The following is a 14,898-nucleotide window of genomic DNA, read 5'->3' as shown; positions in this document are numbered from 1 at the left end:
CGGGACTTTAGAAAACAATTGTCAATTGTCCATTAACCATTAACCATTAACTATTAACCACTCCCCACTTCCCACTCCCCATTAAAAATGATTTGCTGAAACAACGACGTAAATATATCGGGCATCTACAACCCTCATGCTTTTTTATAGTAAAGAGATGTAAAGGAACCGTAAAACATTTGTAAAACCCCTGAAAACCGTGGTTTAATAGATTAATTTGCAGAATGAAGCCGTTTGTTTTGTTAGCATCTTCAATCACCATCATTGTTATGTTGATCTCTGCTGTTGCAGTTATCAATACGCAGAAGGAGATCCCGGAGAAGCATATAGAAGTTGTATTACGTGATGTAGGACATCAGCTTTTGCTCACAGCGAATGATTCTTCATCCCGGGTGCTGCCGGTTAAGAAACTAAACGAAACTACCTACCAGATCTCTTTTCAAAATCACGTTGGCTTTATTTCAGATACACTCATCAATTTAGTGCAACGCACATTTCAAAAAAATGCACCGGCAACCAATTATATCGTCAACTTGAGGAATTGTAAACAAAATGAAACGGTCTTTGCATTCGAAATAAATGGTGTGGCAGGCGATTTAACGCCATGCAGGGGTCGCACGCTGGAGCTGGGTTGTTATCTTATTGAAATTGAATTGTTGCAGAAAAGCAGGTTTAATTCCGTTTGGTTCTTGCTGTTGCTTATTCCCTTGGGTTTGCTGGGTTTTTATATGAAAGACAGGTTTCGGAAAAAAGAAGAAAAAGAATCAATCACTGATAATAGTGATTACATTCAATTAGGAAGCTTTCGGTTTTATACAGCTGATAATGTTCTTGAAAGCGAACATAAAACCATTACGCTTTCCGAAAAAGAAACAAAAGCACTCAAAATTTTTGCAGAAAACAGGAACCAGATCGTGGAAAGAGAAAAACTGATGAAAGAAATCTGGGAAGATGAAGGCATCGTTGTCATCAGTAGAAATGTGGATGTATTGGTGTCTAAATTACGTAAGAAAGTAGGCGACGATAGCTCCCTTAAATTTATTAACGTACATGGCAGGGGTTACAAATTTATGATTGAGTAGATGCCGATTAAAATGGTCACTAATTTATTAATTCCTCAATAATATCCATTTTATCTACAAGCAGAATTTCATCCTTCAAGCCACCTGCGTCAGTTCCTTTCCAATAATTATGTGCCTTCAAGTATATTTCACTAAGCGGTATCGTACCCGTAATGAGCCAATGGTTTGCTGCTCTATGAATGATTCCTACAGTTTCAACTCTGAATATTCTTTTATTACTGCCATATACCGACTTCTTCCAAAACTCAAGAGACTGTTTATCGTCAGGACATAACCAGATACAGTTATGCCTGCTGGGCAATTCTGGATACAACTCTTTCCTAATAGCTTCGAAAATTAATTCACGGATGGTATTTATTGAAGGTACTAAAGAATCTGTTGCCTACTTAAGCGTAGCTACGGGTTTAAAATGGTAACCTTTCATTTGTATGGGCGGAGGTCCGCTTGTCAAATACAGGAATAAGTTTAGAGAATTACATAATTTTTTTGGTAACTTACTACAGCACCACCAAAATCAACACCAACTGCTTTGCCAAAAGTCCCCACTGTAATGAAGTTGAACTTCGCTGCCTGTTCAAAACTTAGAATTGGTTTTGAGTTGATGATGTCTTTTATACTCCACTGTTTTTTTTCTTTTGGAATCCTTAACACTACCCCAATATGACACTATTGCCAGCAATTGATTTCAGAACGCTATTTGAAACATCTCCCGGTTTATACCTTGTTTTGTTGCCCGATTTCACAATTGTTGCAGTGAGCGATGCATATCTCAAGGCCACCATGACGGAAAGGGAAGCAATACTTGGCGAAGGATTATTTGAAATGTTTCCCGGCAACCCAGATGATATGAATGCAGACGGCGTAGCAAACCTCAGGGCTTCACTGAATTATGTGTTGAAATATGGTAAGCCACATACCATGGCACTGCAGAAATATGATATACGCAACCCCGATGGAACATTTGTAGAAAAATTCTGGCGTCCTTTGAATACACCGGTATTTAATAAAAACAATGAACTGATTTATATAATTCACACGGTAGAAGAGATAACAGGAAACTACCAGGCTGCGCCCCCAAAAGATGGTAGTAAACTAAGTGAAGAACTTTTATTTCTAAATAAAGAAAAGGAAAAGCAGGCAGCTGAACTCATAAGCCAGAATAAAGAACTGCTTTTTCAACACGAGGATCAATTAAAAGAGATCTCCGATTACAAATATGCCTTGGATGAATCATCCATCGTAGCCATCACCGACCAGAGGGGAGTGATTAAATATGTGAATGATAATTTTTGCCGCATATCAAAATATAACCGTGAAGAACTGATCGGGCAGGATCACCGCATTATCAACTCGGGCCATCACTCTAAAGAGTTTATTAAGAATCTCTGGACAACCATCGCCAATGGAAAAATATGGAAAGGCGAGTTAAAGAACAAAGCCAAAGACGGAACTATTTATTGGGTTGATACCACCATTGTACCCTTCCTCGGTGAGCGAGGAAAACCGTACCAGTATGTTGCCATACGATCCGACATTACAGAACGGAAAACAATTGAACAAAACCTGGAAAAAAGTTTAAAAGAAACCTCCGACTACAAATATGCTTTAGAGGAATCATCCATCGTAGCCATTACCGATCAGAAAGGGATCATTAAATATGCCAATGATAATTTCTGCCGCATATCAAAATATAACCGTGAAGAACTGATCGGGCAGGATCACCGCATTATTAACTCGGGTCATCATTCCAAACAGTTTATTAAAAATCTCTGGACAACCATCGCCAATGGAAAAATATGGAAAGGCGAGTTAAAGAACAAAACCAAAGACGGAACCATTTATTGGGTAGATACCACCATTGTGCCCTTTCTTGATGAAAATGGAAAACCCTACCAGTATGTTGCCATACGATCTGATATTACGGAACGCAAAACAATTGAAGAGAATTTAGAGCGAAGTTTAAAAGAAACTTCCGACTATAAATATGCCTTGGATGAATCATCCATCGTAGCCATTACCGATCAGAAAGGGATCATTAAATATGTAAATGATAATTTCTGCCGTATATCAAAATACAGTCGTGAAGAACTCATTGGTCAGGATCACCGCATTATCAACTCGGGTCATCATTCCAAACAGTTTATTAAAAATCTCTGGACAACCATTGCCAATGGAAACATATGGAAAGGAGAGTTAAAGAACAAAGCCAAAGACGGAACCATTTATTGGGTAGATACCACCATTGTGCCTTTCCTCGATGAAAAAGGAAAACCTTACCAGTATGTTGCCATACGATCTGATATTACGGAACGCAAAACAATTGAAGAGAATTTAGAACGAAGTTTAAAAGAAACTTCCGACTATAAATATGCCTTGGATGAATCATCCATCGTAGCCATTACCGATCAGAAAGGGATCATCAAATATGTAAATGATAATTTCTGCCGTATATCAAAATACAGTCGTGAAGAACTCATTGGTCAGGATCATCGCATTATCAACTCAGGCCATCATTCCAAACAGTTTATTAAAAATCTCTGGACAACCATTGCCAAAGGAAACATATGGAAAGGCGAGTTAAAGAACAAAGCCAAAGACGGAACCATTTATTGGGTAGATACCACCATTGTGCCTTTCCTCGATGAAAATGGAAAACCCTACCAGTATGTTGCCATACGATCTGATATTACGGAACGCAAAACAATTGAAGAGAATTTAGAGCGAAGTTTAAAAGAAACCTCCGACTACAAATATGCACTGGAGGAGTCTGCTATTGTAGCCATTACCGATCAGAAAGGGATCATTAAATATGCCAATGATAATTTCTGCAGCATATCAAAATACAGCCGTGAGGAATTGATTGGCCAGGATCATCGCATCATCAACTCAGGACACCACGGCAAAGAGTTTATAAAGAATCTCTGGACAACCATCGCCAATGGAAACATATGGAAGGGCGAGTTGAAGAACAAATCAAAAGATGGAAGCATTTATTGGGTAGATACTACCATTGTTCCTTTCCTCGATGAAAAAGGAAAACCTTACCAGTATGTTGCCATACGATCTGATATTACGGAACGCAAACGGGTAGAGGAATTATTGCTCATACACAAAGAGCTGGTTTTTGAAAGTGAAGAGAATGAAAAACGTGCCGCTGAATTAATCATTGCAAATAAAGAACTGGCTTTTCAAAATGTTGAAAAGGAGAAAAGAACAGCCGAATTACTAATTGCCAATAAAGAATTGCTTTTTCAGTATGATGAGAAAGCAAAACGGGAAGCTGAATTAACAGAAACACTGGAACGTGTCAACTTCCTGGCCACCATCACCAACAATATTCAGGATATAATTATTACCTCCGATAATAATTTTAATATTACCAGGTGGAACGATGCTGCAGAAAAAATATTGGGATGGAAAAGTGAAGAGGTGCTTGGAAAAACCACAGTTGATATTCTAAACACGATTTACCTGGAGCAAAGCCGGGAACAAATACTGGCTGTTATAAACGAAAAGGGAATCTGGAAAGGAGAGCTGATTTATCATACTAAATCTGGCCAAAAAGTAAATGTAATTGCAACAGCATCGAAATTGAAAGATGCGGATGGTAATACAACAGGCAATCTTATTTTGGTAAGAGATATTACCGATCGGAAAAGAGCTGAAGAAAAAATAAAAGAGTTTCAGTATTTCTTTAATAACAGTAATGATCTTTCCTGCATTGCAAATAAAGATGGATACTTTGAAATTCTTAACCCAAGTTTTGAAAAGGTATTGGGGTATTCTCAAAATGAATTATCCAAAAATCCATTTATTGATTTTGTACATCCCGATGATGTTCCGGCAACGTTGCGTGAATACGGGAATCTGAAAGCTGGAGCAACTGTCATTCATTTTACAAACCGCTATCGCAACAAAAACGGTGAATATCGCTGGTTCGATTGGAATGCGTCATCGAACCCTCTTACCGGAAAATTGTATTGCATTGCCCGTGATATTACAGAACGTAAAAATGCTGAAGATGCCTTGCATAAATTAAATGAAGAATTGGAGCAAAAAGTGATGGACCGTACTGAAAAAATAAAGAGAAGCGAAGAACAGTATCGCCATCTTTTCCATAATAATCCAATGCCTATGTGGGTGATTGATTTAGGTAATTTCAAATTTCTTGATGTAAATGACATGGCTATAATGCATTATGGCTACAGCCGTAAAGAATTTTTATCAATGACTGCTTTGGATATACGGCCCGATGAGGATAAAGCAGCTTTTATAAAATCTGATCATTCGTACGTAACTAATCAAACAAATTACAACAAAGGAAAATGGAGACACCGCAAAAAAGATGGCAGTATTATCAAAGTAGAAATAATAGCACACGAAATATTATTTGAAGGAAATAAAGCAAGGCTTATTCTTGCACATGACATTACAGAACAGCAGGAGGCAGAAGAGAAATTAGCTGCAAGTGAAATACGTTTTCGTTCCCTGATCGAGAACAGTTCGGAAGGTATCACTTTAACTGATGCATCCTCAAACGTCATTTACCGGAGCCCCGGTTCACAAAGAATTACCGGCAATCTTCCGATTGAAAACTCGATTGACCGCACTCACCCCGATGATTTAGAAGAACTAAAAAGAATACATGCGCAAATATTGTGTAGTTCGGGTGTCGCAGTTCCTTTTCTTGGTAGGTTCCTTCACCAGTCTGGTACTTATATTTGGCTCGAAGGCACATTTAATAACCTGCTGAATGTAGATGGTGTAAATGCCATTGTTGCTAATTATCGTGATGTTACTAAACGAAAAGAATTGGAAACTTTGTTAAGTAAAGCCAACTCCCTGGCTCGTATAGGTAGCTGGGAAGTTGATTTAATGAAGGAAACTGTTTACTGGAATGATATAACAAGGGAAATTCACGAAGTTGAAAGCAATTTTGTTCCCGACCTGGCTACAGGAATTAATTTTTATAAAGAAGGCCCTAACCGGGATTTGATAGAGAAAAAGGTAAAAGAAGCAATTGAATTGGGGAATGCATGGGACATGGAACTACAGATTATTACTGCCAAAAATAATGAACGTTGGATACGTACCATTGGAGAGGCAGAGTTTGTTGATGGTAAATGCGTGCGCATCTATGGAAGTTTTCAGGATATAGACCAACGGAAAAAAGCAGAAGAGAAAGTAATTCGTTCTGAAACAAACCTGCGGGCTATTTTCGAAAATACTTCGGAGGGTTTTTTATTAGTTGATAGGGAGGGCCTTATTAAAACCTTTAATTCAAAAGCGATCGAGTATTCCTTTTTCAGCGGGGAAAATAATTTTCAGGTGGACCATTCATTGTTTGAATTTATTGAAGAATCAAGAGTGCCTGTTTTCCGGGAGTTTTTTTTACAAGTATTAAATGGGGAAAGCATTCATTTTGAGCGATCTTATGAAGCAGGTAATGGGAAGACCAGCTGGTTGGATTTTTCAATAACACCCGTCTGGGATGAAGGTATTATTTCAGGTGCCTGTGTTTCGGGAAGAGATATAACGCAAAATAAATTGATGGAGCAGGAAATACTTGCGCAGAAGATTCAGGAGCAACGCAAAATTTCAAGGGCCATCATTAAGGCACAGGAACGTGAACGAAACCACATGGGGCAGGAACTGCATGATAACGTAAACCAGATACTCGCAGGAACCAAACTGTACCTGGGTATGATTGGCAAGGATGAAGAATCAAAAGATCTGATCAAATACCCTATGGAGTTGATTGATACAGCTATTCAGGAAATTCGTTTGTTAAGCAGCAAAAAGGTAACACCCATTAAAAATATAAATTTAAAAGAATTACTGCAGAAATTACTTGAAGACCTCGAATCAGGCAGTTCTGTTAAAACCTTTTTTCAATGTAATATTACAGATCATGTAAACGACGATGAATTAAAATTGAATATTTACCGAATTATCCAGGAACAATTAAATAATATTATGAAACACGCAGCGGCAAAAACTGTAACCGTATCGGCAATTGCAAAAGATCATCGGGTTCGTATTGTAATAAAAGATGACGGGAAAGGATTTGATACCACCAAGAAAAGAAAAGGAATCGGTATTTCTAATATGATCAATCGTATTGAATCATTTAATGGTACAGTGGTAATTGAAAGTTCACGAGGTAATGGTTGTAAAACAGAAATTAATATTCCTTATTAAGCCCACAGGTATCTAATTTTTCTCATTCGCTGCCTTGGTTCGTGTCTTCACGATTCGAACCCTTAGAAAACCACATGTTGGTTGTAGGTTTTTTAAGAGTACTTTACCAAAACTTCCACCAAGGTTTAACGCCATTATTTTTCAATAGCTCTTTGTCTATTAATTCTTTCGTGACTAGTCCAAGTGATGCCCTTGCATTATAAGCTACTAAATAGTCTTTGTCATTAGTGTAGGATTCAATTCTTTCATTAATTCGTTTGTCGTTGAAAATAATCAGAATATGGAACAAGCTGATAAGATCATATTTTCCGTCAACTTTTACAAATTCTGAAAAAGCAATGTCTCTCATTTCAATTTCCTCAGGTCTGAGTCTGTAAATGTAACTAGCCCAAATAATCTTACTTATCGGATTTTTAGATTCATTCAATTTTTGTTTAAGTAACGGCAATGATCTAACAGATTTCATACTCGACAATGTCTCGCCAATTAAACAGTCATTTGATGTAGGCAATGTCTTGATTAAAGCTTCTTCAACTTGTATTTTTTCGTCTATTGATAGGTTGTCAATAATGTAGTTATTTGAAAATCCGTTTCTGTGGGTATAGTCAGAAGGTGGAATAATTTTATTAAGAAGGCTTTCGATGCTTGTCATTTGAGCAGTATCGTTTTAAACTTGTACACAACACAAATATCCATGATATAGGATGATGTGTTTTAAATATTTCGTAATTGAAATCAATACTGTATTGTTATTAGTATAATCCAATCTCAACTAGATTCCTTTCTCCATCCTCACATCCATGATATATTCTTCAAACTCCCGCAACGAAAAACTACTGAGGTTACGGCTCGCTGTTAGTCTTCCCTTTTGTGCGGCGAGGGTGCCATACTTCACATCGTTGTAACCACTCAGTTCATGTGCATCGGGGTTTATGGAAAGCAGAGCTCCTTTGTCTAACGCATACGGTATCCAGCGCCAGTCAATATCTAAGCGACGTGGATGTGCGTTCAGTTCAATCACCACACTATTGGCAACACAGGCGTCAATAATTTTTTTATGATCGAGTGGATAACCGGCACGGCTTAATAACAATCGTCCCGTCATATGGCCAAGAATGGTGGTGTACGGATTTTCAATCGCATTCATCACACGCATCATCGCTTTCTCCTCATTCATCTTTAAATTACTGTGAACGGATGCAATCACTAAATCGAATGTGGCCAGTGTTTCATCATCATAATCCAAAGATCCATCACCTAATATATCTGCTTCAATACTTTTGAAAATGCGGAAGCCGTTGAGTTTGCTGTTGAGCTCATCAATGTATTTGTGTTGTGCTTCAATTCGCTCCACACTTAACCCGTTGGCATAACCGGCACTCTTGCTGTGATCGCTGATCACCAAATACTCAAACCCTTTTTCCTGTGCATGACGTGCCATGGTCTCAATGGTTTCACCACCATCACTCCAGTTACTATGACTATGAATAATACCCTTAATCGACGAGGGCTGCACCAGATCGGGAATACCACCGGTCAGTAATTCTTCACGCAAACAGGAAGGAATAAACGCCACGCCTTTTTCTTCAAACAACAATTGTTCTTCCGCTGCTGTTGCCACAGTTCCCCATGATTGTAAAAACTCTTCTGAAGCGGATGTTTGAAATAATCTCGTTCCGAAATTCTCAGCCGTTGCCAAATGAAACTGCAATACAATATTTTCCGGTCCTTTTACGGAAAGAAAAGAATCAGTTGATTCCTTCACTTCAAAATTATTGTTGGTAAAGATGGGCGATAATACAGGCAATGGAGTAGTGGTTACCCATTCAAGCTGGTGAATGATTTCCATCTGTCGTCTGAACTCACCCGTTAGTTCAAAACGGTTGTCTTTAAAATGCTCACGCAGGTTTTTATCAACCGCCATGGCGTAGGCTTCCACATCGGCATACAAATGAATGTCTTTGTGCTTCAGGAAAAACTCGATCGACTCTTTTACATTAGCCTGCGTTTTTTCACCAAAGCCTTTAAAGAGCAACAAACGGTTCTCTTCACAAGCATATAACAACTCACCAATACTTTCAATTTCCATTTCTTTCCAGATGGTGGAAATTTTCTTAGGACCGATGCCTTTAATGGAAAGCATTTCAATAACACCGGGAGGCGTTCGTGCAATAATATCCGTGAGGGCTTTCAGTTCACCTGTTTGTAAGATCTCAAGTATTTTTTTCGATGTGCTTGCACCAATGCCTTTATAGGTAGAAATTTTTGCAGGTTCTACATCGGCAAGCTGCACCGGTAGTTTTTCGATATTAAAGGCAGCAGCAGCATAGGTCTTTGCTTTAAAACTGTCTTCGCCATGAATATCCATGAGTTTACTCAGCAATGAAAATAGTTCGGCGATCTGGTAATTATCGGGCATGCAATAAACATAAAAATTATTGAGCTAATTTATATCAATAGCGATGATAATTTTTATCGTTTATCCTATCTGGCCAAAAAAATAAAAATGAACAGATGAAAAGAAATTCTTTTTTACAAAGAAAATACTTTTCAGAAAGCATTGTTGAATTGGATAAAAACGAAGCGGCTTGAAAAAAGAAAAACTTCCATGCGGAAGTTTCTCAAGGGACATTGGCGGATGATCTCATCCGTTGTTTTTCATACGATACGGGATCATTAAGTTTTCGTTCAAGATTGGATTAAAATGGTTCTCTTATAGGGTAGTTGACTCTTGCCAACAAACTAAAAATACCACTGTTGCAACAGAAAAAAGGATACCCTCAAACTTTGTTTTTAAGTTTAAGAGTATCCTTTTACTCCCTTCACAGGATTTCCTGTTTAGAAGGTATAACGGATGGCTAAACCACCCCAGTTACCGCTGAAACCAGCTCCGTAATCACCAAATTCAAAGGAAGGCTGCCAGTCGAGCGACATATTAATCGGCGCTCCCTTGAACTTGTAATCAAGACCCAAAACACCATCAATACCTGCTACGGCTCCACCACGGTAATCGCCATACTCTCTTCTCCAGTAACGGCTATTCCAGAAACCAACGTGTGCACCGGGTCCAACATACCATTTTAAGCCGGGCGCTCCATTGATGTTACCATGAAACTCGTATAAACCTGTTATACGCATACCATTTCCCCAGAAATAGGCAATACCTTCCAGGGCAGCATTACTCTTCACAAAATGTTTGAGTGTGATTCCTGCACCGGGGTAAAATTTTACACCTAATGCTGTTTTGTAACTGCTTCCTTTTGCCTGTGCTGAGGCGCCTTGTGCAAATGCTGTTAACACAATGGCGGCCATAATAAGTCTCTTCATAAAAATGTGAGTTTTAGATGTAACACCCCCATTGAAAAAATGATGCCAAACTTTAACAGATCATGCTGAATAGCTCCCTTTCTGCCTGAATCTGTTACCTTTGCACGCTGAGAAAAACGAACGAAATTTCATCAGCAATACGATTCCATGAAAAGTAAGACATTAAAAAAGGACAAAGTGAACATCATTACTCTTGGTTGCAGCAAGAATATGGTGGATAGTGAAGTGCTGAGTGGTCAGTTATTGGCCAATGAAATTGATGTGGTGCACGAGAGCAGTAAGAAAGATCACAACATCGTGATTGTAAATACATGCGGCTTTATTGATAAAGCAAAGGAAGAAAGCATCAATACCATTTTGGACCAGGTGGAACTGAAACGCCGTGGTAAACTGGATAAAGTGATAGTAACCGGCTGCCTGAGCGAACGTTACAAAAATAACCTGGAAGCAGAGATACCTGAAGTAGATGCGTTTTATGGAACCATGGAACTTCCCATGATCTTAAAACAATTTGAAGCCGATTATAAAACGGAGTTGGTGGGTGAGCGTTTGCTGAGCACACCATCGCACTACGCTTATTTAAAGATCAGCGAAGGTTGCAACCGCACCTGTGCCTTTTGTGCTATACCATTAATGCGTGGCCAGCATGTGAGCAAGGGCATGGATGATCTGGTGAAAGAAGCAGAAGGCCTGGTAAAGAAAGGTGTAAAAGAAATTATGCTCATTGCACAGGAACTGACATATTACGGTTTAGACCTCTACAAAAAACGCATGTTGGGCGATTTAATGCATCGTTTGGCAGACGTAAAAGGTTTAGAGTGGATCCGTTTGCATTATGCATACCCGCATAAATTTCCATTGGATGTGTTGGATGTAATGCGTGAACGACCTAATATCTGTAACTATCTCGATATGCCGTTGCAACATGCAAGTGATAATATGCTGAAAGCAATGCGGAGGCAAATCACCAGAACTGAAACTGAAGAGTTGATTGCAGCAGTAAGAGAAAAAGTTCCGGGGCTTTGTTTACGCACAACATTGATCGCAGGTTTCCCCGGTGAAACATTGGATGATATTGAAGAAACAAAACTGTTTCTGCAACAACAACGTTTCGATCGTGTGGGAATCTTCACTTACAGTCATGAAGAAGGCACCAGTGGTTTTGATCTGGTGGATGATGTGCCAGCTGAAGAAAAAGAACGCCGTGCTCAGGAAATCATGGGCGTGCAGCAGGAAATTTCGTTTGAACTGAACCAAGAGAAAATAGGAAAGACCTTCAAAACAATTGTTGATAAGAAAGAGGCAGGTCGTTATCTCGGTCGCACCGAATTTGATTCAGTGGAAGTAGATAACGAAGTGATCATTCAAACAGATAAGCGTTTAAAGATCGGTGAGTTTGTAAATGTAAAAATTACAAAGGCGTTTGATTATGATTTGGAGGGAGAAGTTGTTAGTGAAGGCAAATAGGCAATAGTGAATAAGCAATTGGCAAGAAGAAAGCCAATTAGAAATTAAAAATGAAGAATGAGAAATGAAAAAGTGAAAGGCATGAAAAGCCGGCAGTGGTTAGGCAGAGGGAAATGAAAAATGAAGAATGAAAAAGTGAAAGGCTGCAGTTTGACGAATTGAAAGTTATTGCTGTGTGCAAAGGATAAAAGCAATAAACAATAAGCAAAGGTTGCAGCGGATGAAATCTACAATCACAAATCTAAAATCTGAAATTGGGAAAGTGCAACAAGCAATCGGGATGACTGTGGAGCAGTATTGCTAGCAGCTAGTAGCCAGCAGCGAATAGCTTTTTCTACTTTTTCTGCGGTCCTTTCTTATCGCCTCCAAAACCCTGTGTACGTCGTTTCTTCATTTCATCCAGGGTATTATTAAAGAGTTCCACTTGGTCAGGACGGCACAAAGCCCGTATCTGCAAAAAATGATTATGAAAGGCCAACTCAAATTTTTTCTTATTGGCTACGATTAATGTAAGAAGCGAATCAAGTCTTAAACTATCAGTTGAACCTTCTTTCAGCAATACAAATTTTGCTTCCTGCAACTGGCGGTCTTCTTTCCAGAGTTCGCCTAATTCCTGCTTATGTTTATCTCTTAATTCTTTGAGTTGTGCCACCTGTGCAGTGTCTAAATTTAATTTCTTAGTTAGGTATTCAGAGTAAGGTCGCCCACCACCAGGTCGGTTTTTAGGAGAATCTTTTTTCCCCAGCAAAAAGAAAAGGGTTACTGCGTTCAATACCAGCAACAGCAGTACGAGGATTATGAGAAACTTTGTCTTGTTCATGTTTCAACGATCAGGGTAAAGAAGTATAATTATTTTCCAGGTCGTATTCGTTGATCACTGTTTCAATACCAGTGGTAGAAACAGAATCATCACTGGCGGTAGAAGCATTCCAACCCAATACATTCAGCACTAACATAAAAACAAAAACTGTAACGGTAGCATATACCCATTTCAATTGAATGGGCTGCCGGGTAATGGGGTTTTGTAAACGGGCCATTACACGGGTGTGTAAATACGGATTGCCTTCAGCAGGTTGAATACCCTGCAGGCTACCCATTATTTCATCGATCCATTGTTCCTGATTTTTCTTCATTGCTGTACTAATTTGACGTTCATGATGTAAAAAACTTGCTATTCAGGTAAATTTTTATAGTAACCGGCCAGCAAACCCCGCAGGTTTTTGCGTGCCCGGAACAGTAATGACTCTATGGAAGATACGGAACTGCCGGTAATTTCGCTTATTTCGGCATAGCTCAGCCCCCCGGTTTCGCTCAGTAAAAAGGCAATTCGTTGTGTTTCAGGCAGCTGATCGATGGCTTTGTAGAGCATGGCTGCCTTTTCCCGATTTTCGGTCACCACGCCGGGATGCACAAAATCAGAAGCATCGCTAATGGGTTCGCCGCTATCATGAAACAGGCTGGTGAGGAAGGCAAACCGCTTTTTCCGCTTTTTGCTTCTTATATGATCAATGCTTTTATTTACGGTAATGCGGTAAAGCCAGGTGCTCACCTGTGCTTCGCCTTTAAAGGTGTGGGCCTTGTTCCAAGCCTCTATAAAAACATCTTGTGTAATTTCTTCGGCATCTTCAGCATTCTGCAACAGGTTCAATGCAGTATTGTACACCCGTGGTTGGTGTTGTGTGATAAAGTCTTTGAACGCCTGTTCGTTTTCTGAAAAGCTGAGCATGCAGGGTTAATGTGGCGGTCAAGATAAGAAGGAATGTGTGAATGATTAAAAAAATATGACCTGCGGGTTGATATGCTTAGATATTTTTCAATGCTTCCTGCACGTACTCTTTTTTTCGGCGAGCCACTTCCACTTCTGATCCATCACTCATTTTTAACCAGCCTTGTTTATCGTAGCTTTCAATATGTGTAGGGTTGATGAGATGCGATTTATGAGTTCGGAGAAAATGTTGCTCTTTCAGGATTTCATCATACTCTTTTAATGTTTTGGCCGAAACAAATACACGGTTTTGTGTGAGATGAACTTTGGTGTAGTTACTGTCGGCTTGTAACCGTATGATCTCATCGAGTGTAACATATTTCACTTCCGATGCATCGGCCAATGCGAGTTTGAATTTTTCTTTTTTGCCTTGCGAAATATTCTGAATGAAGTTGCGGAACAACTGCTGACCGGCCGGTGCATAAATTCGTTTCGCTTTAAAACGTTCAACTGCCTTTTTCAATTCTGTTTCATCAATTGGTTTCAGCAAATAATCCAATGCACTGAAGCGGATAGCCTGTATGGCAAATTCGTTGAAAGCAGTTGTGAAGATCACTTCAAAATTCCATTGATCGATGGTGGTGAGCAGATCAAATCCGCTTTGATGCGGCATTTGAATATCAAGAAAAACAATATCGGGCTGAAAGTTGTGAATAAGTGGCAATGCATCTTTTACACTGCGTGCACTCTGCACAACAGATATATCCGGGCAATATTGTGCAATCAACCATTGCAATAAGTCAATGCTCGATTGTTCATCATCAACGATCAATGCTTTTATCATGTTTCTTCCGGGTTATAATAAGGAATCGTAATAATTACTTTGGTGCCTGCCGCATGTTGTTGTGCATCAAACATGTCTTTTATTTCCACATGCGCCGGCTTGCCTGTTTTTTGTTGTAACAGTTGCAGCCGTTCTTCAATAATGCCAATGCCTTTGCTTTCATGTATTTTACTGCTGATCTTTTGTTGCTGAATTTCTGCCGCATTGCTGCGACCAATTCCATTATCTTCAATGGTACAGGTTAAATGATCATCACTATGGTTCACAAATTC

At 39.2% G+C, this 14,898-nt stretch carries 12 protein-coding genes and 1 pseudogene; 3 read left to right on the top strand and 10 right to left on the bottom strand.

Annotated elements, in window-relative coordinates:
• The first annotated feature begins 224 nt into the window (after positions 1–224).
• On the top strand, positions 225–1,082 hold the full coding sequence (locus VK159_RS19600) for a helix-turn-helix domain-containing protein (protein WP_324231869.1): 858 nt from the start codon (positions 225–227) through the stop codon (positions 1,080–1,082).
• A 19-nt stretch (positions 1,083–1,101) separates the two neighbouring features.
• Here VK159_RS19600 and VK159_RS23700 read toward each other — a convergent pair.
• Together VK159_RS23700 and VK159_RS19595 are read right to left on the bottom strand one after the other, a co-directional pair.
• A pseudogene (locus VK159_RS23700) lies at positions 1,102–1,443 on the bottom strand (DUF2441 domain-containing protein); the annotation flags it as partial.
• Positions 1,444–1,547: 104 nt separating this feature from the next.
• On the bottom strand, positions 1,548–1,733 hold the full coding sequence (locus tag VK159_RS19595; protein ID WP_324231868.1) for a hypothetical protein: 186 nt from the start codon (positions 1,731–1,733) through the stop codon (positions 1,548–1,550).
• 9 nt (positions 1,734–1,742) lie between these two features.
• Between VK159_RS19595 and VK159_RS19590 the strand changes: the two genes are divergently transcribed.
• The gene (locus VK159_RS19590; protein ID WP_324231867.1) at positions 1,743–7,283 is read left to right on the top strand and encodes a PAS domain S-box protein; all 5,541 of its coding nucleotides are present in this window, start codon (positions 1,743–1,745) and stop codon (positions 7,281–7,283) included.
• Between the two features lie 103 nt (positions 7,284–7,386).
• On the opposite strand, the gene VK159_RS19585 is transcribed toward VK159_RS19590, so the two are convergent.
• The 3 genes from VK159_RS19585 to VK159_RS19575 all read right to left on the bottom strand — a co-directional run bounded on the left by VK159_RS19585 (position 7,387) and on the right by VK159_RS19575 (position 10,610).
• A complete protein-coding gene (locus VK159_RS19585; RefSeq protein WP_324231866.1) occupies positions 7,387–7,935 on the bottom strand; it encodes a hypothetical protein in 549 nt (182 codons plus the stop codon).
• Positions 7,936–8,055: 120 nt separating this feature from the next.
• On the bottom strand, positions 8,056–9,702 hold the full coding sequence (locus VK159_RS19580; protein ID WP_324231865.1) for a helix-hairpin-helix domain-containing protein: 1,647 nt from the start codon (positions 9,700–9,702) through the stop codon (positions 8,056–8,058).
• 419 nt (positions 9,703–10,121) lie between these two features.
• A complete protein-coding gene (locus tag VK159_RS19575; RefSeq protein ID WP_324231864.1) occupies positions 10,122–10,610 on the bottom strand; it encodes a hypothetical protein in 489 nt (162 codons plus the stop codon).
• A 147-nt stretch (positions 10,611–10,757) separates the two neighbouring features.
• Here VK159_RS19575 and rimO point away from each other — a divergent pair, with 147 nt between their 5' ends.
• Positions 10,758–12,077, top strand: a complete 1,320-nt coding sequence (rimO, locus tag VK159_RS19570; protein ID WP_324231863.1) for a 30S ribosomal protein S12 methylthiotransferase RimO — start codon at positions 10,758–10,760, stop codon at positions 12,075–12,077.
• Between the two features lie 334 nt (positions 12,078–12,411).
• Here rimO and VK159_RS19565 read toward each other — a convergent pair whose 3' ends face one another.
• From VK159_RS19565 to VK159_RS19545, 5 genes are all read right to left on the bottom strand, one after another.
• The gene (locus VK159_RS19565) at positions 12,412–12,897 is read right to left on the bottom strand and encodes a Spy/CpxP family protein refolding chaperone (RefSeq protein ID WP_324231862.1); all 486 of its coding nucleotides are present in this window, start codon (positions 12,895–12,897) and stop codon (positions 12,412–12,414) included.
• 10 nt (positions 12,898–12,907) lie between these two features.
• Complete coding sequence (locus VK159_RS19560) at positions 12,908–13,210, bottom strand: hypothetical protein (protein WP_324231861.1); 303 nt, start codon at positions 13,208–13,210, stop codon at positions 12,908–12,910.
• A 38-nt stretch (positions 13,211–13,248) separates the two neighbouring features.
• Entirely contained in the window at positions 13,249–13,803 is a 555-nt protein-coding gene (locus VK159_RS19555; RefSeq protein ID WP_324231860.1) for an RNA polymerase sigma factor, read from the bottom strand.
• 76 nt (positions 13,804–13,879) lie between these two features.
• Positions 13,880–14,626 carry a LytTR family DNA-binding domain-containing protein gene (locus VK159_RS19550; RefSeq protein ID WP_324231859.1) on the bottom strand — a complete coding sequence of 249 codons (747 nt, stop codon included), beginning with the start codon at positions 14,624–14,626 and terminating at the stop codon, positions 13,880–13,882.
• On the bottom strand, positions 14,623–14,898 hold a 276-nt coding region (locus VK159_RS19545), incomplete at its 5' end, for a hypothetical protein (protein ID WP_324231858.1). The genes VK159_RS19550 and VK159_RS19545, both read right to left, overlap by 4 nt.

Source organism: Lacibacter sp., assembly GCF_035299325.1.
Taxonomy (GTDB): Bacteria; Bacteroidota; Bacteroidia; order Chitinophagales; family Chitinophagaceae; genus Lacibacter.
This window is presented reverse-complemented; position numbering and strand designations above follow the sequence as displayed.